Source organism: Gordonia sp. NPDC003422 (genome assembly GCF_053588675.1).
In genome coordinates this window covers 109,383-128,431 of the sequence record NZ_JBSFQL010000014.1, presented here as the reverse complement: position 1 = coordinate 128,431, position 19,049 = coordinate 109,383, and the positions used below count along the sequence as shown (strand labels likewise).

General features: G+C 66.6%; 20 protein-coding genes. 4 read left to right on the top strand and 16 right to left on the bottom strand.

From position 1 onward, the window contains the following. Nucleotides 1-98: 98 nt before the first annotated feature. Entirely contained in the window at nt 99-2,012 is a 1,914-nt protein-coding gene (gene dnaG, locus ACWDTF_RS13820; RefSeq protein ID WP_240862618.1) for a DNA primase, read from the bottom strand. A 66-nt stretch (nt 2,013-2,078) separates the two neighbouring features. Here dnaG and ACWDTF_RS13815 point away from each other — a divergent pair, with 66 nt between their 5' ends. Then, a complete protein-coding gene (locus ACWDTF_RS13815) occupies nt 2,079-2,522 on the top strand; it encodes a VOC family protein (RefSeq protein WP_240862616.1) in 444 nt (147 codons plus the stop codon). 18 nt (nt 2,523-2,540) lie between these two features. On the opposite strand, the gene ACWDTF_RS13810 is transcribed toward ACWDTF_RS13815, so the two are convergent. The 3 genes from ACWDTF_RS13810 to ACWDTF_RS13800 form a co-directional block, all read right to left on the bottom strand. Next, on the bottom strand, nt 2,541-3,806 hold the full coding sequence (locus ACWDTF_RS13810; protein ID WP_240862648.1) for a deoxyguanosinetriphosphate triphosphohydrolase: 1,266 nt from the start codon (nt 3,804-3,806) through the stop codon (nt 2,541-2,543). 34 nt (nt 3,807-3,840) lie between these two features. Further along, complete coding sequence (locus ACWDTF_RS13805; protein WP_240862646.1) at nt 3,841-4,332, bottom strand: cold-shock protein; 492 nt, start codon at nt 4,330-4,332, stop codon at nt 3,841-3,843. Nucleotides 4,333-4,500: 168 nt separating this feature from the next. Next, nucleotides 4,501-5,892 carry a glycine--tRNA ligase gene (locus ACWDTF_RS13800; RefSeq protein ID WP_449754513.1) on the bottom strand — a complete coding sequence of 464 codons (1,392 nt, stop codon included), beginning with the start codon at nt 5,890-5,892 and terminating at the stop codon, nt 4,501-4,503. Between the two features lie 256 nt (nt 5,893-6,148). Between ACWDTF_RS13800 and ACWDTF_RS13795 the strand changes: the two genes are divergently transcribed. Beyond that, nucleotides 6,149-7,654 (top strand): M28 family metallopeptidase, encoded by a 1,506-nt coding sequence (locus ACWDTF_RS13795; RefSeq protein WP_449754512.1) that lies wholly within the window; start codon nt 6,149-6,151, stop codon nt 7,652-7,654. Between the two features lie 10 nt (nt 7,655-7,664). On the opposite strand, the gene ACWDTF_RS13790 is transcribed toward ACWDTF_RS13795, so the two are convergent. Beyond that, nucleotides 7,665-8,246 (bottom strand): hypothetical protein, encoded by a 582-nt coding sequence (locus tag ACWDTF_RS13790; protein ID WP_240862611.1) that lies wholly within the window; start codon nt 8,244-8,246, stop codon nt 7,665-7,667. 111 nt (nt 8,247-8,357) lie between these two features. On the opposite strand from ACWDTF_RS13790, the gene ACWDTF_RS13785 reads away from it, so the two are divergent. Then, nucleotides 8,358-8,714 carry an ArsR/SmtB family transcription factor gene (locus ACWDTF_RS13785; RefSeq protein WP_240862609.1) on the top strand — a complete coding sequence of 119 codons (357 nt, stop codon included), beginning with the start codon at nt 8,358-8,360 and terminating at the stop codon, nt 8,712-8,714. Continuing rightward, nucleotides 8,711-9,124, top strand: coding sequence for a Fur family transcriptional regulator (locus ACWDTF_RS13780; protein WP_240862607.1), 414 nt, complete (start codon nt 8,711-8,713; stop codon nt 9,122-9,124). Before ACWDTF_RS13785 ends, ACWDTF_RS13780 begins: the two co-directional genes overlap by 4 nt. Nucleotides 9,125-9,350: 226 nt before the next feature. Here the strand turns inward: ACWDTF_RS13780 and ACWDTF_RS13775 are convergent, their stop codons facing one another. The 11 genes from ACWDTF_RS13775 to ACWDTF_RS13725 all read right to left on the bottom strand — a co-directional run bounded on the left by ACWDTF_RS13775 (nt 9,351) and on the right by ACWDTF_RS13725 (nt 19,037). Next, entirely contained in the window at nt 9,351-9,746 is a 396-nt protein-coding gene (locus tag ACWDTF_RS13775) for a hypothetical protein (RefSeq protein ID WP_240857605.1), read from the bottom strand. Then, a complete protein-coding gene (locus ACWDTF_RS13770; protein ID WP_240857604.1) occupies nt 9,743-10,576 on the bottom strand; it encodes an isoprenyl transferase in 834 nt (277 codons plus the stop codon). Before ACWDTF_RS13770 ends, ACWDTF_RS13775 begins: the two co-directional genes overlap by 4 nt. A gap of 13 nt (nt 10,577-10,589) precedes the next feature. Beyond that, on the bottom strand, nt 10,590-11,348 hold the full coding sequence (gene recO / locus ACWDTF_RS13765) for a DNA repair protein RecO (RefSeq protein WP_240857603.1): 759 nt from the start codon (nt 11,346-11,348) through the stop codon (nt 10,590-10,592). Nucleotides 11,349-11,405: 57 nt separating this feature from the next. After that, nucleotides 11,406-12,821, bottom strand: coding sequence for a YhgE/Pip domain-containing protein (locus tag ACWDTF_RS13760; RefSeq protein WP_240857602.1), 1,416 nt, complete (start codon nt 12,819-12,821; stop codon nt 11,406-11,408). A 130-nt stretch (nt 12,822-12,951) separates the two neighbouring features. Then, on the bottom strand, nt 12,952-13,860 hold the full coding sequence (gene era / locus ACWDTF_RS13755; RefSeq protein WP_449754498.1) for a GTPase Era: 909 nt from the start codon (nt 13,858-13,860) through the stop codon (nt 12,952-12,954). Next, entirely contained in the window at nt 13,860-14,198 is a 339-nt protein-coding gene (locus ACWDTF_RS13750; RefSeq protein ID WP_355276161.1) for a cytidine deaminase, read from the bottom strand. Before ACWDTF_RS13750 ends, era begins: the two co-directional genes overlap by 1 nt. Continuing rightward, nucleotides 14,195-15,673 carry a hemolysin family protein gene (locus tag ACWDTF_RS13745; protein ID WP_449754497.1) on the bottom strand — a complete coding sequence of 493 codons (1,479 nt, stop codon included), beginning with the start codon at nt 15,671-15,673 and terminating at the stop codon, nt 14,195-14,197. Before ACWDTF_RS13745 ends, ACWDTF_RS13750 begins: the two co-directional genes overlap by 4 nt. Before the next feature lie 2 nt (nt 15,674-15,675). Beyond that, complete coding sequence (ybeY, locus tag ACWDTF_RS13740) at nt 15,676-16,254, bottom strand: rRNA maturation RNase YbeY (RefSeq protein ID WP_355276165.1); 579 nt, start codon at nt 16,252-16,254, stop codon at nt 15,676-15,678. After that, nucleotides 16,251-17,342, bottom strand: a complete 1,092-nt coding sequence (locus tag ACWDTF_RS13735; protein WP_240857597.1) for a PhoH family protein — start codon at nt 17,340-17,342, stop codon at nt 16,251-16,253. Before ACWDTF_RS13735 ends, ybeY begins: the two co-directional genes overlap by 4 nt. Before the next feature lie 138 nt (nt 17,343-17,480). Further along, nucleotides 17,481-18,251, bottom strand: a complete 771-nt coding sequence (locus ACWDTF_RS13730; RefSeq protein ID WP_240857596.1) for an alpha/beta hydrolase family protein — start codon at nt 18,249-18,251, stop codon at nt 17,481-17,483. A gap of 36 nt (nt 18,252-18,287) precedes the next feature. Continuing rightward, nucleotides 18,288-19,037 (bottom strand): 16S rRNA (uracil(1498)-N(3))-methyltransferase, encoded by a 750-nt coding sequence (locus ACWDTF_RS13725; protein WP_240857595.1) that lies wholly within the window; start codon nt 19,035-19,037, stop codon nt 18,288-18,290. Nucleotides 19,038-19,049 lie beyond the last annotated feature (12 nt).

The window sequence follows — 19,049 nt, the reverse complement described above, 5'->3', positions numbered from 1 at the left end:
TCGCGTTCTCCAATTCGGCACCACTCGTCGCGGGCGCTGGCCGCACACGGACGATGTCGGTGGTCGCTCCCCCGCCGACGTCGCAGCGGTGACCGGCGTCAGGCGATGGGGTCGACGGCCTGTTCCAGCAGACTTCGCCGGTAGGCTTCCAGCGCGACGAGGTCGCCGAACACCGCGTGGTACCCGTCGGGATCTTCCCCGGGTGCCATGCGGCGCAGACGGGACTTGATGTCGGCGATCTGGGCGCCGACCCACACCTCCTGCAACCGCGCCAGCACGGAACTGATGTAGCGGGCGATGTTGAGTTCGTCGACCGGCATGCTCTCGACGGCGAGTTCGGTGACCAGCGGATCGATCGGATCGTCGACGGCAGACCGCACCACGTCGACCCATTCCGCGCCGCCCAACCCCGACGACGTCCCACCGACGTTGGCCATGGACTCGCGGATCGCGCCGTAGGAGGGATCGGTGAAACACTCCGACGGAAGCGAATCGAAGACGGTCCCGGCGATCGCTGGATACTGCAGGGCCGCCTTCAGCGCCTCCCGCTGCGGCCAGAGCGTCGGGTCGTTGGCGCGCGGACGGGCGGGTGCCGGCCGGGTCGCCGCCTCGGGCCGACCCTTGCGCACCGCCCGACCTGATCCGGTTGTTCCGCTGTCCCGGGAGGTGTTCGCGCGCATGACCTTTGCGCCCTCTTCACGGACCCGACCGAGCACCTGTCCGACGTCCTCCCAGCCGACCCAGCCGGCGAGCTGACGCGCGTACTCGTCCCGCAGGGCGATGTCTTTGATCCGCGCCACCACGGGCACGGTCTCGCGCAACGCATGCACCCGGCCTTCAGCGGTGTCGAGATCATGGCCACCGAGAAGCGTGCGGATCGCGAATTCGAACATCGGGACCCGACGCGCGATGAGATCGCGGACCGCGGCGTCGCCCTTGTCCTGGCGCAGCTCACACGGGTCCATGCCGTCGGGCGCGATCGCCACGAACGTCTGCCCGGAGATACTCTGCTCACCTTCGAAAGCCTTGAGCGCCGCCGCTTTTCCGGCGCCGTCACCGTCGAAGGTGTAGATGACCTCGCCGCGGAAGTACGAATCGTCCATCATCAGACGGCGAATCAGCGCCAGGTGGTCTTCGCCGAACGCGGTGCCGCACGATGCGACGGCGGTGGTGACGCCCGCGAGATGCATTGCCATCACATCGGTGTAGCCCTCGACCACCACCACCTGGTGACCCTTGGCGATGTTCTTTTTGGCGTGGTCGAGGCCGAAGAGCACCTGAGACTTCTTGTACAACATTGTTTCCGGCGTGTTCATGTACTTGCCCATGTTGTCGTCGTCGAACAACTTGCGGGCACCGAAACCGATGATGTCGCCACCGAGGTTGCGGATGGGCCACAGCAGCCGACGCCGGAAGCGGTCGATCGGTCCCTTCCGCCCCTCGGTCGAGAGCCCGGCGGCCTTCAGTTCGTCGAACTCGAAGCCTTGTGACAGAAGAGCTTTGGACATCGAGTCCCACCCGTCGGGGGCGTATCCACAGCCGAACTGCGCAGCCGCTGCCGCGTCGAAGTTGCGTTCGGTGAGATAGTCGCGCGCCTTCTGCGCCTCCGGCGTCTGCAGTGCGGCCACGTAGAACTTGTGCGCGGCAGCGTTGGCGGCGACCAGCCGTGCCCGGGTTCCACGGTCGCGTTTGATCGCGGTCCCGCCACCCTCGTAGTTGATCTGGTAGCCGATCCGGTCGGCGAGCTGTTCGACGGCCTCGACGAAGCTGACGTGTTCCTGCTTCTGCAGGAAGCTGTAGACGTCGCCGCCCTCTCCGCAGCCGAAGCAGTGGAAGTGTCCGTGATTGGGGCGGACGTGAAACGACGGTGTCTTCTCGTCGTGGAAGGGGCACAGACCCTTGAGGCTGTCGGCGCCGGCGCGGCGAAGTGCCACGTACTCGCCGACGATGTCCTCGATGCGCGTCTGCTCACGGATTGCCGTGATGTCGCGATCGGGGATTCGGCCTGCCACGCGACCAGTGTAGTGACGTCCGCGGGTCCGGTTCCGGCCACGTCCCCAGCCGGTAGCATCCGACTCGTGGCCATCAAACTGGAGAATGTCGGCATCGCCGTGCGCGACCTCGAGGCGACGATCGCCTTCTTCACCGACCTCGGTCTGACGGTGGTCGGCCGGGAGACGGTCAGCGGCGAGTGGACCGACACCGCCGTCGGCCTCGACGGCAACCACGCGAAGATCGCGATGCTGCAGACGCCGGACGGTCACGGCACTCTCGAACTCTTCGAATACATCCACCCGCAGGCGATCGAGACCGACCCCACCCTCCCCAACGAGATCGGCATGCACCGGGTCGCCTTCTCGGTGGACGACATCGACGAGGCCCTCGAGATCGCCGCACGGCATGGGTGCCACCCGCTGCGGGGCGTCGCGAATTATGCCGACGTGTACAAACTCACGTACGTGCGCGGGCCCAGCGGCATCCTCGTCATGCTGGCGCAGGAGTTGAAGCCGCCTGCCGGCTGAGGTGGGTGCTAGCTCAGATCAGCCCAGGTGCGCTTGTGCGCCCGAGTTCTGTTTGTCGGTGCGTTCGAGCCGACCTTCGGTCATCGACGCGATCTGGTCGACGACGACCCGCATGCGAGCGGTGTCGTCGGCCGCGTCGTTCCAGGCGGGTACGAAGATCGGGTCGAGTCCACCCGGCGCGGCCGCCAAGAACCAGTCCGCGACCCGGTGGATGCGTTCGCGCTGGCGGTGCTGCGTCGCCTTGTGCCGCTCGTTGGAGAAGATGAACCGCAGCGCCAGCGTCTTGAGCATCAGCACCTCGGCGGCGACCATCTGTGGGACCGCGAGGTCGGCGTCGTAGCGCGACACCGGCCGGTCACCCACCTCGGCACGGGTACCGGTGATCGCGGCCGACGCGAACCGGCCGATGAACTCACTCGTCAGCCGTTTGAGCGTCACATAGTTGTCGAGGGTGCCGTCGAACACGCCGACAGACCGGACGATGTCCATGCGGGAGAGACGCTTCGCGGCGTCGATGAGCGCCTCGAGTTCCAGGCCCGGAAACTCCCGCAGACCGATCTCGGCAAGTGCACGCTGGTCTTGCGGATCGGCGAGCGTGCGCAGATCGATGCGGTTGGCAATCACCCCGTCCTCCAGGTCGTGCACCGAATAGGCGACGTCGTCGGACCAGTCCATGATCTGCGCCTCGACGCATTGACGGCCCTCGGGGGCGCCACGGCGAATCCAGGCGAGCACCTCGGCGTCGTCGTCGTACGCACCGAACTTGGTGCCCGGTGCGCGACGGGTCCACGGGTACTTCAGCGTCGCATCCAGCGACGCCCGCGCGAGGTTGAGCCCAGCGCTACGGCCCTCGTCGTCGAGCAGTTTGGGTTCGAGCCGACTCAGGATGCGGAGATTCTGCGCGTTGCCCTCGAAGCCGCCGTGATCGGCGGCGACCTCGTCGAGCGCGCGTTCGCCGTTGTGTCCGTACGGTGGATGGCCGATGTCGTGTGCCAGGCCGGCGAGTTCGACGAGGTCGGGTTCGGCACCGAGCCCGATCGCGATACCCCGGCCGATCTGCCCGACCTCGAGCGAATGCGTCAACCGGGTCCGCGGGGTGTCACCCTCGCGCGGACCGACGACCTGGGTTTTGTCGGCGAGCCGACGCAACGCGGCCGAATGCAGGACGCGCGCGCGGTCACGGGCAAAGTCGCTGCGGTGATCCGTGCGGGTGCCGGGGAGGCTCGCCACCTTGGCACCTTCCGGCACTATCCGCTCGGTCGCCTCGAGGCCGTAGTCCGCCATCGGCGGTGCGATGTGACCCGCGGCGGTGGGAAAGCTAGTCAAGCACCCAGCCTCGGGCGACGGCGAATTCGGTGACCCGACGTCGAATCGCGACAATCTGGGCGGCCGTCAGATCGCCCGACGAGTCGAGCAGCAGCTCGGTGAGTTCCTCGGTGAAGGCGGCAGAATCGAGCGTGCCTGCACCGCCCCGCGAACGACGTTCGCCCCGGTGACCACGATCATGTCCGCGGTCCCGGTCACGATCTCCATGACCGCGGCCGCCACCGTGGTGTTCTTCACGACGGTGAGCACGGGCATTCGCCGAATCGTCGGCAGGGGCCTCCTCGGTCACCGCGACGTTGATCGCCTTGGCGCCCCGATCGGTTTCCTCGACGTCGAAGGACACCTTGGCACCCGGCTTCAGCGAGTTCTCGTCGATGTCGATGTCGTTGATGTGCAGGAACACATCGGCGCCACCCGACTCCGGCGCCAAGAACCCGAAACCCCGATTCGTGTCATAATGAACGACTTTCCCGCTGACCGCCACGACTCCACTCACTCTCCTCCGCCTGCGCGGCCGGACCCCTTGTCCGCGCGCACGGCAAACTCGCCCTCAATTGTGACAGACAATCGCAGGTCAAGCGGAATCGATCGGCGAGATCGATGCCCACGAGGACGCACGGTCAACGGTTTGGGACGCCCAGTCAACGGACGGTCAGGCTCCGATGAGCTCGCCCGCCAGGTATTCGGCAACCTTGTCGAGGGCGACCCGTTCCTGACTCATGGTGTCGCGCTCACGGATCGTGACCGCCTGGTCGTCGAGGGTGTCGAAGTCGACAGTCACGCAGAACGGTGTACCGATCTCGTCCTGACGGCGGTAACGCTTGCCGATGCCCTGCGCGTCGTCGAACTCGACGTTCCAGTGCCCGCGCAGTTCGGTCGCGAGATCGCGGGCCTTGGGTGAGAGCTTCTCGTTGCGCGACAGCGGCAACACCGCCACCTTGATCGGCGCCAGGCGTCGGTCGAGCTTGAGGACCGTGCGAGTGTCGGTGCCGCCCTTGGCATTCGGCACTTCTTCCTCGGTGTAGGCATCACACAGGAAGGCCATCAACGAACGTGTGAGACCGGCTGCCGGTTCGATGACGAACGGTGTGTAGCGCTCACCACTGGCCTGGTCGAAGAAGCTCAGATCCTCGCCCGAGTGCTTGCTGTGGGTGGACAGGTCGAAGTCGGTGCGGTTGGCGACACCCTCGAGTTCACCCCACGGATTGCCGGCGAAACCGAACTTGTACTCCACGTCGACCGTGCGCTTGGAGTAGTGCGACAGCTTGTCCTTGGGGTGTTCGAACAGCCGGAGATTCTCCGGATCGATGCCGAGCTTCACGTACCAGTCGAAACGCTGGTCGATCCAGTACTGGTGCCATTCCTCGTCCTCGCCCGGCTTGACGAAGAACTCCATCTCCATCTGCTCGAACTCGCGGGTGCGGAAGATGAAGTTGCCCGGCGTGATCTCGTTGCGGAAGCTCTTGCCGATCTGGGCGATGCCGAACGGCGGCTTCTTGCGCGCGGTGGTCATCACGTTCTTGAAGTTGATGAAGATGCCCTGCGCGGTCTCCGGGCGGAGGTAGTGCAGACCCTCCTCGTCGTCGACCGGACCGAGGAAGGTCTTCATCAGACCCGAAAAGGCCTTCGGTTCGGTCCACTTGCCCGGCTGGCCGGTCTCGGGATCGTTGATGTCGGCGAGCCCGTTGGCCGGCGCGTGGCCGTGCTTGATCTCGTAGGCCTCGATGAGGTGATCGGCACGATAGCGCTTGTGCGTGTAGAGCGACTCCACGAGCGGGTCGGTGAAGACCTCTACATGGCCCGACGCCTCCCACACCTGACGCGGCAGGATGACCGACGAGTCGAGGCCGACCACGTCGTCGCGACTCGTGACCATGGTGCGCCACCACTGCCGCTTGATGTTGTCCTTGAGTTCCACGCCGAGCGGACCGTAGTCCCACGCCGATTTCGTCCCACCGTAGATCTCACCGCACTGGTAGACCAGGCCCCGGCGCTTGGCCAGGTTCACGACGGGATCAACTCGATTGGACTGGGCGGCGGCCACGATGATGTGCTCTCCACGGACGTTGGGATCGGGACGGTCGTCGGCGTCCACCTGCGGCGAACGAACAACCTCTACAGGGTAGCCGTCGCGCTCACCGGACCCCGAATCGCTACCGCGGACGCGAACAACTGACTGTGGGCTAGGTCTCGGCGGGCGGTGGTATCCCACCCGAATGAATCCCCGATCGTTTGGTACTCGCTGGTCATGTCCCTGCCGACGGGATGCCTGTCCTGACCGCTACCCTGAGGCCGTGATCCTGCGCAAGCGCACGCTGATCGCCACGACCCTCGCGCTTCTGCTGGTCGTGAGCGGTTGCGCGTCCGCCGGTGACCAGGCAGCTCAGAAGAGCGCCGAGAACACCAGCATCTCGTCGCCGCCGAGCATCGCACCGCCGATCACAGACCTCAGCCCCGAATCGTTGGCACGCGGGGTCACTGTCGACAACGTCATGCGGCATCTGAAGGCCCTACAGCAGGTGGCCGACGACCACCACGGCAACCGCGCGGCCGGCACGCCGGGCTACGACGCATCGGTCGACTACGTCGCGGACATGTTGCGCCGAGCGGGTTTCACCGTCTCGACACCGACCTTCGAGTACACCCGTTTCGAGTCCGGTCCGGTGGATCTGAAGGCCGACGGCATCGCGATCGACGCGACGGTCCTGCAGTACACGACGGGCACCGGCGACCATCCGGTGACCGGAAACCCGGTCACGGTCGGCGGATTCGGGTGTGTTGCGTCCGACTATCCGGCGGCCACGCGCGGCGCGATCGCGGTCGTCACCCGAGGCACCTGCCAGTTCGTCGACAAGGCGCGACTCGCCGAGGCGGCCGGCGCACGCGGCGTCATCGTCGTCAACAACGTTCCGGGAAAACTGGCCGGCGCGACGCTCGGCGACGAGGAACCGCCGGTGCCGACGATCCCGGTGGTCGGCGTCGCGGCAGGCGCGGGCGACCAGGTGCGTGCGGCGAGGTCGATCAGCCTGTCGGTTACTGCCGGGAACAAGAAGATCTTGTCGCGCAACGTGATCGCGCAAACCACCACAGGCAGCGCCGACGACGTCGTGCTGGCCGGAGCACACCTCGACAGCGTGCCGGCCGGGCCGGGCATCAACGACAATGGCACCGGAACCGCCGCCCTGCTCGAGACCGCGCTGCGACTCGGCTCTGCTCCGCGGGTGGCGCGCGCCGTGCGTTTCGCGTTCTGGGGAGCCGAGGAAGAAGGGCTCATCGGCTCCACCCGGTATGTCGAGTCGCTCGACGTACCGCAGCGGCAGGCGCTGGCGCTGTACCTGAACTTCGACATGCTCGGCTCCCCGAATTTCGGGTACTTCGTCTACGACGGCGACGACTCGGCGCGTGACGGAGCAGGTCCGGGTCCCGACGGCTCGGCCGGCATCGAGCGAGTCCTCAACCGCTTCTACGCGACCTTCCCGGCGCAACCGATCACCACGCAGCCCGGCGACTTCGACGGCCGGTCCGACTACGGCCCCTTCATCGCAATCGGCGTACCCGCGGGCGGCGTGGACACCGGCGCCGAACAGAAGAAGACACCGGAGCAGGTCCGACTCTGGGGCGGGACGGCCGGGCAACCGTTCGATCCGAACTACCACTCGCCCAGGGACACCATCGACAACGTGAACAACGGCGCGCTCGCGGTCAATGCGTCGGCGGTGGCCTACGGTGTCGCGACCTATGCGTTGGCGGTCGCCGGACCCGACGCGGTACCCGGCCCACGAGTGCGTCAGCGCACTCAACCCTGACGGATCGCCGTCAGGACTTCACACCACACATCCACCAGTCGTCGCCGAGCGAGACCGGGTCTCGGCACATCATGCCGTACATGTCGAAACCCGCGGGTGATCTTCCCGGACTATGCAGAATGCCACCTGCATCGTCGGGAGTTCCGATCCACAAGGGAAAGAATTTGATGTCGCCGCCGGAGACCCGGCCGTCGACCGTCAGGTATCGCAGATGCAGAGGAAGGCTCTGTCCGTAATAGTCGTCGCCGGGATCGACGTTAAGGGCCTGGTCGTAGAGGGCGCGATGAGTGATGAACCAGGCTCGGGGTGATGCAGCGGCCCAGTCTCCGACGATGACGGTGCCGAACACCATCACCGGCAGCACGGCGAGAACTGCCACCGCCGGACGGCGCATCCGGACAGCACCCATCACCGCGCAGACCACACCCACCAGACACAGAAACCACATCACAGCCGCAGCGATGAGGCCAAAGATCCACAGATCCACGCGCAGGAGGAACCAGCCCAGCGCGATAAACCACAGAAGCAGCCCGAGCACCAGAACCGGGAACGCCGCCCGGTCGACAGGCGGTGCTTCCGACGATCCCGACACTCTCCGCTCCTTCGCCCCGACGTTCGATCCGGTCGCGCGGCCAAGCGTCGACTCTTTGACAATCGCTTCCGATAAGATGGCAGGAAACCCACGAGGAGAAGGTCCCACCAAATGTCGGCTCACGAATTCGATCTGCGCCAATCTACCGTGGCGCGGGAGGCCGCGAGCGATCTGCTGCGCGCGCTGGCTTCCCCGACCCGGATCGCGATCGTTCTCGCCCTTCGTGAACGAGTCCAATGCGTACACGAACTGGTCGGGCGACTCGATCTCAGCCAACCTCTGGTCAGCCAGCATCTGCGCGTCCTCAAGGACGCCGGAGTGGTGCGCGGACAGCGCAACGGCCGCGAGATCACCTACGAACTCCTCGACGATCACATTGCCCACATCGTGAACGACGCGCTCGTCCACGCCATGGAGGTCGCCGCGCCCGACGCCCAGGTCTCCGACGCAGCTGCGGAGGCACGGTGACCGGGCCGCAGCCGGTCACCGGCATCCGCTCCACGCGTCAACGCGCCGCGATCGCCGACGCACTCGCCGCCACCGACGATTTCTGTTCGGCACAAGAACTGCACGACGCCCTTCGAGCCCGCGGCGAATCCATCGGACTCACCACCGTGTACCGAAACCTGCAGGCGCTCAGCCAATCCGGTCAGATCGACGTGTTGTGGGACGGTTCCGGCGAGACCCGATATCGGCACTGCTCGGCCAATCATCACCACCACCTCGTGTGCCGGTCGTGCGGGACCACCGTCGAGGTCCAGGCCGAACCGGTCGAGAGGTGGGCGACGCGCATCGCTCGCGAGCACGGATTCACCGGCATCAACCACACCGTCGAGGTGTTCGGCACCTGCGCCGACTGCACCGTCGCCGCTCCCTGACCCGAAAGTCCGGTGACCGAACCGCTGACCTGGGCAAATACGCTTCCGTCGTGCCGAAAAATCTAGGGGAAGAACTTCCTCCCCTAAGTTCCGAGTCCTCCCCGCGAAATTTCGTGGGGAGGACTCCAAGGGTAGGGGAAGAAACTTCTTCCCCTACTTTTCGTGCGGCCAACGCCGGACGACCATCCTTGGCGCGATAGCCCCGTCCCGGTCCATGACCTCGGCTCTAATTCCCCACCAGCCGCGTCGCGGCGTCGGCGCCGGAGGTCAGGACGATGTGCAAGACGGTGAGCAACGGGATGTCGTCGAGGTTGCCGGCCGGAAACGTGTAGTACTGCAGCACATCTGTGGTCACGCCCTGGGGGTCGGAGCGCCGGAGGCTGCCGAAGCTCAGCTGCGCACCGCAGGTCTCGACGTCGTCGCGGAGTTGCTCGGTGTTCGGGAGGTCGAGTGCGATGAGCTGGGTGATGGCCAGCACGTCGAGCCCGTCGGCGAGGGCGAGCACCCGGATCGAAGCGCTCGTCGAACCGACTTGCACCACAAGCGATTCCGGATCGGACGACGCGACGCTGCCGATTTCGGAGAGCAGTCCCGACACCCGCCTGAGCAAGGAGTCGGTCATCGTGGGTTCACCCCGCCGAAGCGGCGGTCGCGTTCGGCATACTCCAGGCATGCCGCCCACAGGTCTCGACGATCGAAGTCGGGGAATAGCTTCTCCTGGTACACCATCTCCGCGTAGGCCGACTGCCACAGCAGGAAGTTGGAGATGCGCTGCTCGCCCGAAGGCCGCAAGAACAGATCGACGTCGGGCATGTCCGGCTCGTCGAGGTACCGCGCGAAGGTGGCCTCGGAGATCCGCTCGGGATCGATCTCCCCGCGGGCGGCGCGCCGGGCGATTTCCCGTGCGGCGTCAGCGATCTCGGCACGGCCACCATAGTTCACGCACATCGTCAGGGTCATCACCGTGTTGTCCCTGGTGAGTTCCTCGGCGACCTCGAGCTCGCGGATCACGCTGCGCCACAGTCGTGGTCGGCGGCCGGCCCAGCGGACTCGCACACCCATCTCGTTCATCTCGTCACGACGACGACGGATCACGTCGCGGTTGAACCCCATCAGAAAACGAACCTCGTCGGGACTGCGCGACCAGTTCTCGGTCGAGAAGGCATACGCCGACAGCCATGTGACGCCCAACTCGATACATCCGCAGACGGTGTCCATCAGGACCGCTTCGCCACGCTTGTGGCCTTCCGTGCGCGGCAGGCCACGATCGGTCGCCCACCTGCCGTTGCCGTCCATCACCAGTGCCACATGCCGGGGTACGAACTCGGCCGGAATAGCTGGTGGACGCGCACCGCTGGGATGCGGATCGGGCGGTCGGACCACCCGCGGTTCGCCGGGCTTCTCCGCGGCGCCCGACGCCTTGCGCCGCGACGCGCCTGGCCGTAACGCCATCACCGCACTCCTCTCACGCCGTTTCCACCAGCCTATGAGGCGCGGAGCGTTCGATGAGCGGCAGGGTTCGGAGCTGACGTTCCAGATGCCATTGCAGATGCGCCGCGGTCAATCCGCTGGCCTGGCGGCGCAACGACGGGGTCGCATCGGCGGTGTGTTCCCACTGACCCCGGAACAGCGCGTCCATCAGGTCGAGCACACCGGGCGACGGTGTCGCCGCGCCGGGCGGCCGACAATGCAGGCAGACGGCACCGCCGACCGCGACGTGGAAGGCCCGATGCGGACCGGGCGTCGCACAGCGGGCACAGACGTCGAGGGCGGGCATCCAGCCTGCGCAATGCATTGCCCGCAGCAGAAACGCGTCGAGGATCAGTTCCCGCGGGCGTCGCTCCTCGGCGAGTGCCGACAACGCCCCCACGGTCAAGCGGTGCAGTTGCGGCGCTGGCGCACGCTCTTCGCCGGCCAACCGCTCCGCGGTCTCGAGGACCGCGCATGCCGTCGTGTAGCGCCCGTAGTCGGCGACCAGGGCGTCGCCGAAGACGTGCAGGCTGTGCACCTGCGTCACCACATCCAGATTCCGGCCGGGGTAGAGATGCACATCGACGTGCGCGAACGGTTCCAGCCGCGCCCCGAACTTCGACCGGGTGCGCCGCACGCCCTTGGCCACCGCACGCACCAGGCCGTGTTCGGCGGTGAGCAGCGTGATGATGCGATCCGCCTCACCCAGCTTGTGCTGGCGCAGCACCACAGCCTCGTCCCGGTAGAACCTCACCCGCACATTCTTCCACCGGGCAACGACGGAGCGGAGCGCGACATACCGCAACGGGCCTTAGTTGGCGTTCATCACGCGGTCCAGACGCGGCGGCAAGGTCATCGCACCCGGGTAGCGATGCCAGTTCTTCCGGTCGTAGTACTTGGTGCCCGCCCAGCCGAGCAGCGCACCGAGGATCAGTCCGCCCAGGCACTGGATCACCGACCGCGCCAGACCCGCACTCAGGTCGGAGTCGAAGTAGAGAATCGATCGCACCCCGAGGTAGATCACATGCATCGGCTCCACGGCCGCTATCCACTCGAAGATCCGTGGGCTCGCCTCCAGCGGCAGCGTGCCGCCCGACGACGGCAAGCCGAAGACCACGAAGAAGATCAGGTTGAAGATCAGACCCGGATTGCCGAACACCGCCATCATCGACGTCGCCGTCACCCCGACCGCGAAGATCGCCAACACGGAATATGCCCAGAGCGCAAACGCATTCGGCAGCGACGTACCCACGGCCGCACACACCGCGATGAACAGGGCCGCCTGCACAAACGAGACGAGCAGCATGATCGTCCACTTCGCCGCCACGGTCCCCCATCGAGAGATCGACAGGCGGGTGCGAAGTTGGTAGAACGGGCCGAACTCGATGGGCGTCTGCCCCAGCATGCCGTCGACGAGGATGCTCACCATCATCGCCCCGGTGAATCCGGCCAGGATGAGCAGCAGCGCAAAATAGAACGCCGTCAACCCATTACCCGCTCCGGCAGGTAGCGGTGTGGGCTCGATCACCGTGACGTCGACCGGTGCGGCGAGCGCCACCTGGGCGGCCCCGGTGAACGGCTTGTCGAGTTTGCTCAACTGGGCGTGCACCGTGTCGGTGAGTTGCGACCCGAACTGGGCATTGACCTCGGTGCGCATGCGGTCGGCAAACGTCGTCGTGACCGACGATGCGAACGCGCCGGACCCGCGGTTGATGTAGACCCCGATCGACGGCGTCGCCGGTTTGTTGGTGAGCACGGTCGCCTGCCCCAGCGCAATCGCCTTGTTGGTGAATCCGGTGTCGATCACCACCACGCCGTACACCTTGCCGGTACCCAGGTCGTTGAACGCCGCGGCGCGATCCGTCCGGCTGATGACGATGCCGTTCTCTGCGGCCGAGGAGATCACACCGTCGGCCACCTGATCGCCGAAATTCTGCTCGGTCGACGTGCCATCCCCGTTGTCGACCTTGCCGCCGGTGTCCTCGTTGACCAGCGCGATCGGGAAGTCGTGCAGATGCTTCTCCGGGTTGACCACCGCGGCCATGTACAGGGCCGCCATCAGGCAGAACAGCACCACCACGAGCACCACCGGCAGCAACCAGAATCGCGGTGACCCGAGCACGTCGGCGATGGTCCGGCCTGCCTCTGCCTCCGGCTCGGCCGCCTCGTGTTCACCGCGGTCGGGCGCGATCACCGTCGCGTCCGGCTCCTCGTCGTGCCTGCCCATCGGTCTCCTCCCGATCCCGACCGTCTCACTGTTGTCTCGCCACGCCCTTCGAGGCTCGCTTCGCTCGCACCTCAGGGAGCGGAAGATGTCACACCCTTACCACGGGCAACCCTGCCACACCGGGATCGGATCAGAAGCCCATGCGTCCGAGTTGCTTGGGGTCGCGCTGCCAATCCTTGGCGACCTTGACGTGCAGGTCGAGGTAGATCTTGACGCCGAGCATCCGCTCGATCTGGGCGCGGGCGGCGATACCCACCTGTTTGAGCCGCGCACCCTTGTGGCCGATGATGATGCCCTTCTGGCTCGGACGCTCGACGTAGAGAATCGCATGCACGTCGAGCATCGGGACCTGGTCGGGTTCGCGTTCGCGCTCGATGATCTCCTCGATGACCACGGCGAGCGAATGCGGGAGTTCGTCGCGGACCCCCTCCACCGCGGCCTCCCGGATGAACTCGGCCATCATGACCTCTTCGGGTTCGTCGGTCAGTTCGCCTTCCGGGTAGAAGGCCGGCCCCGGATCCATCAACGACACCAGGACGTCGGTGAGGACGTCGAGTTGGGCACCGGAGGTCGCCGACACCGGGACCACCTCGGAGGTGGGTCCGAGCAACTCGGACAGAGCCAGCAATTGCGCCGCGACCTGCTCCGGACCGACGCGGTCGATCTTGGTGACAATGCCGACGACGGTGGTCTTGGGCGCCATCTGCCGCACCTGTTCCACGATCCACCGGTCACCCGGACCGATCTTCTCGTCGGCCGGGATGCACACCCCGATGGCGTCGACCTCCGAGTAGGTGTCGCGGACGAGATCGTTCAAGCGCTGACCGAGCAGGGTCCGCGGCCGGTGCAACCCAGGCGTGTCGACCAGGACGAGCTGGGCGTCGGGCCGGTTGACGATGCCGCGGATCGTGTGGCGGGTGGTCTGCGGACGATTCGAGGTGATCGCGATCTTCTCGCCCACCAGCGCGTTCGTCAGCGTCGACTTACCGGTGTTGGGACGTCCGACGAAACAGATGAAGCCCGAGCGGAACTCCCCCATCAGGCTTGTCCCACGCGGGATGTCGGCGTGCCTGCGGTGTCGGTGAGATACACATATGCGTCGGGACTGACGTCGGCGAACGTGGGCAGACCCGGGTCGTCGGCACGGCCGTTGACCACCACCGCCGCCTCGAAACCGCGCGCACCGCTGGACAACGCGGTGGCGATCGCGACCTGTAGCGCCGACAACGTCAGCGTGGCGGTCACGACGTCGGCACCCGCGTAGGTACGCCCGTCGTCGTCGCGGACCGCCGCACCCGACGCAGCTTCGGCTCGAGCCAGCGCTCCGCGTGCGAGCACGACGAGCTTGCGATCCTCGTCCGAGAGGTCATCGGTCACGATCGTTCCTTACTGCCGGCTCCTGATCGCGATGTGCGCGAAGCAGATCCGACGGTGTCATGGGTTCCGTTACGCCGGGCAGACCCGTCGCGGCGCTTGTGGTCCTCCGGTGAGCCACGCTCGCCGGCCGCCGCAGACAGCGATTCCGGTGCGGCAACCCGCGCGTCGCCGTTGTCCGCGCGGTCGTGTTCATCTGATCGATCCTCGTCGTCCGGGGCTTCGATCCGGGTCACCAGCACGGTCGTGATCCGCTGGCGTCCCTGCCGATTCGGCCCGCCCTCGGCGATCAGTTCCAGCCCGTGTGACTGTACCCGCGCCCCGGGCAACGGAACGCGGCCCAGTTCCAGACCGACCAGTCCGCCAACGGTTTCCACCTCGTCGTCGTCGATCTCGATGTCGAACAGTTCGCCGAGGTCCTCCACCGGCAGCCGCGCCGACACCCGATAGGCCTCATCCGGGAGTTCCTCGATCGGGGCGACCTCGTCGAGGTCGTATTCGTCGGTGATCTCCCCGACGATCTCCTCGAGCACATCCTCGATGGTCACCAAGCCGGCAATGCCGCCGTACTCGTCGACCAGCATCGCCATGTGATTTCGGGTGCGCTGCATGTCGGCGAGTACCCGGTCGAGCGGCTTGGAGTCCGGGATGAACTCGGCCACCCGCATGACGTCGCCGACGGTGAGCGCCGACGCGTCGTCGGCCGATCTGGCGACCAGGTCTTTGAGATACACCACCCCGAGGACGTCATCGGTGTTCTCGCCGATCACCGGGATACGCGAATGACCGGACCGCACAGCCAGATTGGTGGCCTGCCCGGCCGACTTGTCGGCTTCGATCCAGACCATCTCGGGCCGCGGGACCATCACCTCGCGGGCGAAGGTGTCACCGAGATCGAAGACTGACTGGATCATCCGGCGCTCGTCGGCGGCCACGACGCCGCTGGCCTCGGCGAGGTCGACCACCTCGCGCAGTTCGACCTCGGTGGCGAACGGCCCGTTGCGGAAGCCGCGTCCGGGCGTCAGCGCGTTACCGATGAGGATCAACAACCGGGTGACCGGCTTGAGCAGGACACCGAGGGCCGACAGCAGAATCGCCGACGACAGGGCGATCGTGTACGCATGCTGGCGGCCCAACGTCCGCGGTCCGACTCCGACGGCCACATACGACACCACCGCCATACCGATGATCGCCGCGAACAGGCCCCAGCCGAGTCCAAGAGCATCGGTGGCGCTCAACGCGATCAACGCGACAGCGGCGGTCTCGCAGCTCACGCGCAGCAGCACCGCGAGCCCCACATAGGTGGCGCGCGCGGACAAGATCGTCATCAGCCGCCGAGCCCCCGCCCGGCCTTCCTTGACCATGTCCTCGACGCGGGCGATGGACACCGTCGACACCGCGGTGTCGATCGCGGCGAACAACCCACCGACACTGATCAGGATGATCGCCGCGACGACGAACCATATGTCGTCGGGCACGGTCATTTCTCCTCGGGCGGTGCGGCATCCGAGGCCTTGGCCTCGTCATCCGCTGCGGTGAACCCGATGTTGGACAGCAGACGCGCGTCCTTGTCGGACTGCCGCTGCTTGCGCGCCTGACGGTGACGTTGCGCGTAGAAGGCCTCGAGGATCTCGTTCTGCAGGCCGAACATCTCGCGTTCTTCGTCGGGGTCCGCGTGGTCGAAGCCCAACAGATGCAGGACGCCGTGGATGGTCAGCATCGACAGTTCGTGGTCGAAGGAACGTCGTGCTGACTTGGCTTGCTGCGCAGCGAATTCCGGACACAACACGATGTCCCCGAGAATCGCTGGACCCAGGTCGGCGGCGTCGGGCCGACCGCCCGGCACCAGCTCGTCCATCGGGAAGCTCATCACGTCGGTGGGACCGGGCAGGTCCATCCACTGAACGTGCATGTCGGCCATCGTGTCCTCGTCGACGCACAGCACCGACAACAACGCCGCCGGATTCACGTCCATCGCGTTGATCGCGAAACGCGCGGCCTCGATGATCAATTCGGCCGGGACGTCGACCCCGGATTCGTTGGCGAACTCGATGCTCATGAGCGTCGTCCGTGGCTCGATGCGCGTCGGGTGGCGCGATTACCGGGCAGCTTGTCGGCGTCGCGCAGACGGCCGCCGCGCTGGGCCTCCTCGGCGCGTCCGTAGGCGTCGACGATGTCGGCCACCAGACGGTGGCGCACCACGTCCTGGCTGGTCAGGTGCGAGAAGTGGATGTCGTCGATACCCTCGAGGATCCCCGTTGCGGCAAGGAGACCGCTTCGCGCACCGCCAGGAAGGTCGACCTGCGAGACGTCGCCGGTCACCACAACTTTGGAGCCGAAACCCAACCGGGTGAGAAACATCTTCATCTGTTCGGTGGTGGTGTTCTGCGCCTCGTCGAGGATGATGAAGGAGTCATTGAGGGTTCTACCGCGCATAAAAGCCAGCGGCGCCACCTCGATCACCCCGGCCGCCATCAGCTTGGGGATCGACTCCGGGTCGATCATGTCGTGCAGGGCGTCGTAGAGCGGACGCAGGTAGGGGTCGATCTTCTCGCTCAGCGTGCCGGGCAGAAACCCGAGCCGCTCGCCGGCCTCGACCGCCGGTCGGGTGAGGATGATCCGGTTGACCGCTTTGGACTGCAGGGCCTGCACGGCTTTCGCCATCGCAAGGTAGGTCTTGCCCGTGCCGGCCGGTCCGAGCCCGAAGACCACCGTGTTGTTGTCGATCGCGTCGACGTAGCGCTTCTGGTTGAGCGTCTTGGGGCGGATCGTCTTGCCGCGCCGCGAGATGATGTCCAGGGACAGCACCTCGGCCGGCGACTCGGCGGTCGTCTCGGAGAGCATCGACACGCTGTGCCGCACCAGGTCCGGCGTCAGCGGGGTGCCGCGGCCGACGAGGTCGACCAGTTCGCCGATGACCCGCTCGGAGGCCGCGACATCGGCGGCGGCGCCGGTCAGCGTGACCACGTTGCCGCGCACATGGATCTCGGCGGGCAGAAGCTGTTCCAGGGTGCGCAGATTGACGTCGCTCGCGCCGAGCAGCCCGAACACCACTTCGGGAGAGACTTCGACGGTAGACGTGACCACAGATCGGCGCGTCGAGGTCGCGCGCGACTGCCCGCTCGTGTCGGGATTGTCGTCAGTCACGTATGAAATCACTCCTGATCATCGGGTTGTGTGGCACCGCCCATGCGCGCTGGGCAACACTGCGGTGCACGCCAGTGTATCGCGACACAACGAGCGGCCAGCAGGCAATATTCCGGTGCCGTTCACATCCCCTACCGTTCAGATCCCCAGCACGCGCATCGTCTGTCGGTTTCCGACGCTGCGCGGGTTCACGAAGACGTCGTGCCCTTCCTCCGGCACCACGATCAGCTCGGCGGACTGCCCGCGCGACCCCACCACCTCGACGTAGTGGCGGCTCACCTCGACGGGGATCGCGGTGTCCCTGTCGCCGTGCACGGCGACGACGTGCGCGTCGAAGATGTCCTGCTCGATCGGTGACGCGGCCCGATACCGCGCCGGCGCGTCCGCGTAGGACGCCCCGATCAGCGCGCGCACCGACTCGCGACCCGCCTGGCCTGCCGCGACGAGGTCGAGCGCTGCCGACTGCGCCACAACGGTGGTGATGCGCGTCCGGGCCGTCTGGGCGCCGAGTCGGGCGACCGCGCACACCGCCAGTTGACCGCCGGCCGAATGGCCGACCACACCGACCGACGACCAGTCGACGCGGTCGGCGACCACGTCGGGCAACGGCGCACGCACCTGCTCGTCGAGCGCCGACAGCGCGTCGACGACGTCGGTCGCGCTGTTCGGCCAGCCACCACCGGGCTCGCCGACGCGGCGATACTCGATGTTCCACACCAGAGCGCCACGTTCGGCGTATTGCCGAGCGATTGCGGACTCGATGGTGAGGCTGAACTCCGTGGTCCAGTACCCGCCGTGAATCAGGACCACCGGCCGCATCGTCGGCGGCAGATCGGCCGGATCGGATGCGTGATAGAGGTGACCGAACTTCGACGGCGCCGCGCCGTAGTGGATCTTGGTGCGATGCACCGCACAGCGTTTCACGAGTTGACCGGTTTCACGAGCTCACCGCGTCCAGCGGTCGGTCAGGGCACCGATCGCCCCGAGCGCGACCGCAGCGGCCGTCGACGTCCGCAGGATCTCCGGGCCGAGGATCACCGCGTGCCCACCGAGAGCGGTGAGGTCTGCGACCTCGCCGTCGTCGAGGCCGCCTTCTGGCCCGATCACCAGCACGATCCGATTGGCTTGCGCCAGTGGAAGATCGCGCAACGACGCGGACGCCTCCTCGTGCAGGATCGCCACCGTGCCGCCCGTCGCGATCGCGTCTGCGCAGAGTGCGCGCACGTCGGTCGTCGACGCGAGGTCGGTGACGTCCGGAATCCAGGCCCGCCGACTCTGCTTGGCGGCGGCCGACGCGGCGACACGCCACTTCGTCACGCCTTTGTCGGCTTTACCTGCCCACCGCGCGACGCACCGGGCCGCTTGCCACGGCACGATGATGTCCGCGCCGGCCTCGGTGGCGAGGTCGACGGCCAACTCGGAGCGCTCCGATTTCGGCAGCGCCTGCACCACGGTGACCTGCGGGGTCGGCCGTGCTCGGTAGGTGAACTCACGGACTCGCGCGATCAGCCGGTCTTTCGCCTCGATGGACTCCACCTGCGCCAGCGCGGTCGATCCGGCGCCGTCGCCGATCACGACGCGCTCGCCGACCGACACCCGGGTGACCGTGACCGCATGCCGGCCTTCGGGACCGCCGAGCACGACATCGGCTCCGGGTTCGGGGACCGTCTGGACCCAGAACAGCGGAGGACTCATACGCCCGCCGAC